Source organism: Bacillus sp. JJ1474, from assembly GCF_036965225.1.
Classification (GTDB): Bacteria; Bacillota; Bacilli; order Bacillales; family Cytobacillaceae; genus Cytobacillus.
In genome coordinates this window covers 1-6,545 of the sequence record NZ_JBALPC010000223.1, presented here as the reverse complement: position 1 = coordinate 6,545, position 6,545 = coordinate 1, and the positions used below count along the sequence as shown (strand labels likewise).

Annotated in this window: 8 protein-coding genes; 1 reads left to right on the top strand and 7 read right to left on the bottom strand. The window is 37.6% G+C overall.

The features are described 5' to 3' along the window. Positions 1-80: 80 nt before the first annotated feature. Both trxB and V7164_RS22605 read right to left on the bottom strand, forming a co-directional pair. A complete protein-coding gene (trxB, locus tag V7164_RS22610; protein WP_335355288.1) occupies positions 81-1,031 on the bottom strand; it encodes a thioredoxin-disulfide reductase in 951 nt (316 codons plus the stop codon). A gap of 116 nt (positions 1,032-1,147) precedes the next feature. Continuing rightward, positions 1,148-2,650: a tetratricopeptide repeat protein gene (locus tag V7164_RS22605; protein WP_335355287.1), complete on the bottom strand. Its 1,503-nt coding sequence runs from the start codon at positions 2,648-2,650 to the stop codon at positions 1,148-1,150. Positions 2,651-2,922: 272 nt separating this feature from the next. Between V7164_RS22605 and V7164_RS22600 the strand changes: the two genes are divergently transcribed. Then, a complete protein-coding gene (locus V7164_RS22600) occupies positions 2,923-3,168 on the top strand; it encodes a hypothetical protein (protein WP_335355286.1) in 246 nt (81 codons plus the stop codon). Positions 3,169-3,647: 479 nt separating this feature from the next. Here the strand turns inward: V7164_RS22600 and V7164_RS22595 are convergent, their stop codons facing one another. The 5 genes from V7164_RS22595 to V7164_RS22575 form a co-directional block, all read right to left on the bottom strand. Next, on the bottom strand, positions 3,648-4,100 hold the full coding sequence (locus tag V7164_RS22595) for a hypothetical protein (RefSeq protein WP_335355285.1): 453 nt from the start codon (positions 4,098-4,100) through the stop codon (positions 3,648-3,650). Between the two features lie 128 nt (positions 4,101-4,228). Further along, a complete protein-coding gene (locus V7164_RS22590; protein WP_335355284.1) occupies positions 4,229-4,678 on the bottom strand; it encodes a class I SAM-dependent methyltransferase in 450 nt (149 codons plus the stop codon). Between the two features lie 222 nt (positions 4,679-4,900). After that, on the bottom strand, positions 4,901-5,395 hold the full coding sequence (locus V7164_RS22585; protein WP_335344030.1) for a DinB family protein: 495 nt from the start codon (positions 5,393-5,395) through the stop codon (positions 4,901-4,903). Positions 5,396-5,654: 259 nt separating this feature from the next. Then, complete coding sequence (locus tag V7164_RS22580) at positions 5,655-6,050, bottom strand: hypothetical protein (protein WP_335344024.1); 396 nt, start codon at positions 6,048-6,050, stop codon at positions 5,655-5,657. Between the two features lie 252 nt (positions 6,051-6,302). Then, complete coding sequence (locus V7164_RS22575) at positions 6,303-6,488, bottom strand: hypothetical protein (protein WP_335344023.1); 186 nt, start codon at positions 6,486-6,488, stop codon at positions 6,303-6,305. Positions 6,489-6,545 lie beyond the last annotated feature (57 nt).

The following is a 6,545-nucleotide window of genomic DNA, read 5'->3' as shown; positions in this document are numbered from 1 at the left end:
CACGTTTCCTGTCCAATAACCTTCCGCACAAAAAAAGCCGCTCCCGGACATTCATCCAGCGGGCGGCTTTTCCTAAAAAATTAAGCTTGTATCTTTAATTTTTCCTTTAGCTCTTCCACATAGTGCTGAACACTTTGTGCGGCGATACTGCCGTCTCCTGTTGCGGTTACGATTTGACGGAGCTGCTTTTCACGGATATCGCCCGCTGCGAAAATGCCTGGGACCTTTGTTTCCATATTCTCGTTCGTTTCGATATATCCGTTTTCATTTGTAATGCCGAGATTTTCGAAAGGCTTTGATAGTGGGAGCATACCAACGTAAACAAACACACCATCTGCTTTGTATTCTTGCTCTTCGCCTGTTTTAGTTGACACAAGAGTAAGGCTTCCTACCTTGCCGTCCTTCTCGTTAATTTCCTTAACCGTATGACTCCAGATAAATTCAATTTTATCATTGTCGAAGGCACGCTTCTGCAAAATCGCTTGTGCGCGAAGCTCATCACGGCGATGGATAATCGTTACCTTTGTAGCAAAACGAGTTAAGTAGACGCCTTCCTCAACCGCTGAATCTCCGCCTCCGATTACAACAAGCTCTTTCCCTTTAAAGAAAGCACCATCACAAACTGCACAATAAGAAACGCCGCGGCCGCCTAATTCCTTTTCGCCTGGGGCACCCAGCTTCTTATACTCGGCACCGGTTGTAATAATCACAGCGCGGGCTTTGTATTGCTTAGAGCCTGCCACAACCGTTTTATACTCTTCCCCATCGATAATTTCCTTAATATCGCCATATGCATATTCTGCACCAAACTTTTTAGCGTGCTCAAACATTTTCGTTGATAGATCTGGACCTAGAATATGATCAAAGCCCGGATAGTTTTCAACCTCTTCTGTGTTTGCCATTTGCCCGCCTGGAATACCGCGTTCAATCATCAGGGTGGACAGGCTGCCTCTAGATGTATATACAGCTGCGGTCATCCCAGCTGGACCCGCTCCGATTATAATAACATCATAAATTTTTTCTTCAGACATGTTGCTTCACTCCTTCAATAAAATAGCCTACTTCGACATATATTCGGCTATATCAATTAGACATATTTTTATTATAGCCTTCCTACATTCATCCTATAAAAATTAGGAGAATATGTCTAAATATCTGCTCGTGAAGAAGTAATTGTTTTCAGAAGCTTCACATACTTGCCCAAAGTGGAGGACGAGATTCCGTACTTTTCTGCTATGTGCTGCTGAGATCCTTTTCCCTCTCTCGCTTTGATCCAAGTATATTCAACAGCTGCTGCCCATGCTGCATCATTTTTTATGAGATGATTTTGATTAATGGCCTCAACAAAAACGGTAAACCACATTAGAAATAATCCTGCTTCGACCGTGCCAATCGGGTGGTAGTTCTTATACAATATCGCGGCAACATCATGAATGGGGGTTGATTTTCCTCCCTTACGGATAAAGGATACATATTCCCTCTCCAAATGGGAGAATTTAAAGTTTTGATTCATTTCCTTTGAAGCCAGCAGTTGTTCTTTTCCATCTGACATGGCCGTTAAGAACAGGGCAAATAGACGCTCTTCAATATGTTCACTATCCAGCTTTTTAAGGATGGAAGCATGATGATTTTCAAATCCGCTTTTTTGCTCCTTTTCATCATTCCAAGGCTCGAAGCCAGCTTTATCTGGATTTAATTCAACCGCTTTTTCCCAGGCTGATTTTGCGATTTGTTCTCTCCCGGTAAAATGGGCAGCATAGGACAGCCAATAATAAAAAGCCCCATCTCCATCAAAGCCTTTTTTCTGAAGCCTTCTAAGCCAAGAAAAAGCGGATTCGTACTCGCCAATTAATGCTAGTGTTGCCCCAAGCTTAAATTGGTGCTCAATGGATAATGGTTTGATTTTTTTCAGGACCTCTTTAAGCGCCTTTACTTCCTTATAATCCCGCTCGTAAAAGGCAAAAACAAGCTTGTTGCACAAAGCATGCAGGTTCCCTGGATTTTCTTCAAAAACCTTGTCTAGAATATCAGCAGCCTTTTGGATTTCTCCGAGATAAAAATAGGCAAGGGCCAAATTGTTATAAGCCGACCAATATTCGGGATATTCATCTATGACAGAGTTCAGAATTTCAACGGCTTTTGGAAAATGACCAGATTCCAACAGTTCTCTGGCCTCCTCCTGTTTCGTAATGAGATCATCCTGCTCGTAAAGCATCTCATCCATATCTTCCGCTTCCATCGTCAGCAGTTCGAGAAGATCGAGCGTTTCCTCGGCAAATTCTCCATCCTCGTCTAATTCCATATATAAATTCGCATGGTGATAAGCATCCTTAAAGTAACCTAGATGAGCATAGTTATTGGCAAGAAAATAATGGCATTCCACCATATCCGCATCAAGCTCTTCAATAATTTCCAGAAAAAGCTTATTCGCCTGCTGGTACTCACCTAATTCCGAACAAATAACAGCTAATTGGCAGACAATCATGGGCTCATAGGGCTCTAGCTGTACCGCGCGCTGTAAATATTTTTTTGCTTTATAAAGATCCCTTTTGTGGTAAGCCTTCAAGCCTTTTGCAAAATAATACTCACCTGTCGGGTTAAATAATAGTAATTTTCCTGTTGTTTGTCTTGCTTTAGAGTCTTTGCTCATGAAATCCTCCACTTTCTTATTAACTCAAGTAGTATATCACAAGAACAAGCTGTTGGAGAAGGGATTGGAGAATATTAACTTATTTAGAAAGCCCCTCTTATGAAGTGCTTATTTAAGTACAACAAGGTAAACCTTTGCATACAAATAGCAATAATGCCTTATATGAAGGTAATAAATTGTAACATGCATTTTTTTGAAAATTTTAAAGTAATTTCTAATTGTATCTGTTATTTTATTTTTATACGAATGATCTAAACATGAGGTGTGACATCATGAAACGAAATGTAAGGATACAGGGAATCGGGTCCTATTTGCCGAAACGGTTAGTAACGGCTTCAGAAATTGATCAAATGATTGGTGCAGAGGATGGCTGGTCGGAAAAAAAATCTGGGGTGAAGAAGCGGCATTTTGTTAAAGATGAAACGGCTTCGTTTATGGGAGCGGAAGCAGCTAAGCTTGCTCTACAAGACGAACATATGTCCTTTTCCCAAATTGCGCAGGGCTATTCAAGACATTGAATACACGTTCTTCTATAATAAGCATCTTCCGCTGAAATCAAGATGGATTTGGGCATTTTTGAAAGGATTGATGGACTGGGTTGTCGAACCGATGGCACGGAGGATGAAATTTTAACGGTGCTTAAATTTGGAAATCCATCATATTAATGCGATATTTTCGTTAGAACCACCCCATTGTCTTGACTGCTAACCACTATTCATTAGGTTAATTGGAGGATAGATGGATGGATATACGGTTCCGAGCTATACAAGTATCTTCAAGTAAACGGGATGGACAGTGGAGGATTATCATCATTGCCTGAGGACGGAAACCAGTACGAAATATTAACGAACATTAGTGATATGATAGTATCAATATATCAACGACTTTCTGGATATTAATCTATTCAAGAATTAAATGAGGAGCAGACTTCACACCTGCTCCTCAACTGCAGATCCCTTTTCAGCATCTACTGCATTATACATATGCTGTTTTTTTGCTAAACTGAATCACAGGAGAGGACTCTTCCTGTATCAATGATAATATCACTTTCCTGAACAAACGTGTCTCCATCTTCATCTACTAGATTGATTCCTCTAATAAAAACATTGGCAGCACCGTCCACACCTAATCCAAACGAGGATAATACTGATTCCCCACTGAATGTTTCACCATCCGTTGTTCCTGTTGCGGAGGTTTGTAAAAACTCCGATTCTTCCCCAAATCTACAAGATGGGGCTGCAACAGGTTGAGATGTAAAGCTGAAATTATTTTCAACGTTTACATCATCCCTATATGAAAAATTGATAAAGCTTTCATTTAGTTGGCAGTTAGAACAAATATTTGCATTTATTGTTATCGTGCCTGTGTGCTCAACTCCGTTAATTCTAACATCTATAGGGATTATTGTAGCAGTCGCAACCCCATTGCAAGTACATCGCCGAATTCCCACCAATTCACCTCTTTTCTGTACAAGATGCTGTATGGTATTCAGAAACAAGTAATGATGATTGGACAAACTCTATACGGTTGAACTAATCCGGCCAGAATAACTTGCCCGTCCTTTATAATACTTTTACATTATCGCTTTGTTATGACTATTACTCCGCCACAGTGAGAAAGCGGATAAAATTCACAATTACAATCATTCTTTAATGATGAATGGATCTCATTAAACACAAAATAACATTCATCATGATCCCAGTAATCAATACTCTTTCGCCGGCATTCTTCAAGATTCTCCCTTGTTTCAAAAGATATATCGCCAATAAATAACTTACCATTTTCTTTAAGAACGGATAGCAGAGTTTTTATGAATGATATTTTTGCTTCGTCTTTTAAATGATGCAATGTATACGTGCTTACAATTGTTTCATATTTATTATTTTGAAACTCAGGAGGAATTCCATTTGAAATATCCCATTCTATTAAATTTGCTTTCGGCATTTTAGATTTAGCAATTGAAATCATTTTTGATGAAAAATCTAAGCCATCTATTTGATGTCCATTTTCATATAATTTACTTGTCAATACTCCTGTCCCAAACCCAATGTCTAAAACTTTAGAGTTCTTTTTTTCATGACTTCATTAAAAATAGTGTTAAGAATCTTTTTGTAGCCAGCGAAAGGATAGCGGTTAGTTTCTTCACTAGCCTGAACCGTCTTATCATAATTATCCACCCATAAATTAAATCCTTAATTGTTTAACATGAATGCCCCTCCAAAAAGTTTTATTAAATTACGAGCATTCAGTTTAATCAAATGGATTACTCGTATTAACCCCAGTGAAATTCAATTTCCTCCCAATAAAATTCGCTTGGACTGGAACAAAATTTAATTCCCTTGACCAAACAGAAAGTTGACCAATATGATGAATTTCGTGGGCGACAATATGGTGTAAAATTTCATCAGTTGTATACTTGTCATGGTCCCATGGAACACTCACAATATCATCCTTTATATAGCCAATATTTGTCTCTAAAAAATCTCTTATTTCCTTTCGCAGTTCATCCGAGAGAGATTTAACCTTTTGAAGGGTATCGTAATCACTAAACTTGAATACTCTATCCTCTTTTTTTTGAATCCCCCTTACCCAGCTATATTCCACATCAATAACGTGAAAAAGTGTATATAGTATACTTTCTACACCCCCAACACGTTTTTTATTTAACTCCTCTGCCGTCAGCTGCTCACACCAATGAAACCATTCATCTCTTATCTGCCAATTGTATTCAAAGAATTTCCTTATTTTAAACACCTCGATCTATTTCCTCGCTCTCTAATAGGGATTTGCTTTTCAATCAAAAATTCCTTCTTTTTGAATGTCATTCATTACGGCATAATTGCCCAGTTGCGTAGAATCAGCACTTTTCAGTAATTTTTTATTCAAACTTTCTAAACGACAAAAATCGTTCCCCAAAAAATTAAGGAAACGCCATTCTACACCATATATTATCTTGATTTATCTACAAACACTTTTTGGTGAGTGTGTTGAAAAAAGTTAAATCTTATTCAATAGAAGGTTTTGCTTTTCTCTCGAATATACTCGTAAAGTTTTTTCTATAATAAAACATCAAATAACCATGAGCGATGGTTAGCACTACTGCTAAAAGGAGTAACGAATGGTCCAGAAACAAATGAAGTAAGAAAATGTTTACTACGATTGGGGATAAAATTGCAATGGCCAATGGGGTGAATTGATTGAATAAGAGTAAAATTCCACATATAACCTCTAAAGATTTTTCCACAATTAAAAGATATTTAAATTCGAATAATGCCATGGCTTGAGGACTTGTTGGTACAATTGGATCTAATCCAAAGATAACAGCATAACCATTTAAACCTGCCCCCAAGAAAACAACACCTAAAAAATATCTGCTTACTTGCATAAGGATTTTATTCAATTTGCGCACCTCCTAGTAAAGTGTATTCGATTTAAAACAATATAGGCTTCACAGTTACCAAAAGACCGCCACCTATATAAGTAAACCGTTCAGTTTTGAGGTGCATTTCACAAAAATGACAATAAAAATAGGGTGAAAACTGACAACAGTTTTGACACACCTTTTTTATTGTTTATAGAGTTTTTTGACACTGTAAATCTAAAATGTCTTATTAAGCACTTGTGAATTGAACAAGACACATAAATAAAAGATTCAATTATTAACTTCGTTTTTGTTCTTTTTAGTCCTATATAATAGAATAGCTGAGAAGATGATTACAATTGCTCCGATTATCCCAACTAATATGGCTATCGGTTGCGACATAATAGGGAATCTCGATAATGCTACTAATATTAACCCTAAAACAAGCAAAATTACATTCTTTGTGTCTCTACTCATTTAATACACCCCCTATAATTACTATTTCGCAAACTTAATTTACGTTATATTTAATGT

Coding starts and splice junctions, on each gene's coding strand:
- V7164_RS22600 (WP_335355286.1), top strand. CDS start 2,923: ATGAAACGAAATGTAAGGATACAGGGAATCGGGTCCTATTTGCCGAAA.
- V7164_RS22575 (WP_335344023.1), bottom strand. CDS start 6,488: ATGAGTAGAGACACAAAGAATGTAATTTTGCTTGTTTTAGGGTTAATA.
- trxB (WP_335355288.1), bottom strand. CDS start 1,031: ATGTCTGAAGAAAAAATTTATGATGTTATTATAATCGGAGCGGGTCCA.
- V7164_RS22605 (WP_335355287.1), bottom strand. CDS start 2,650: ATGAGCAAAGACTCTAAAGCAAGACAAACAACAGGAAAATTACTATTA.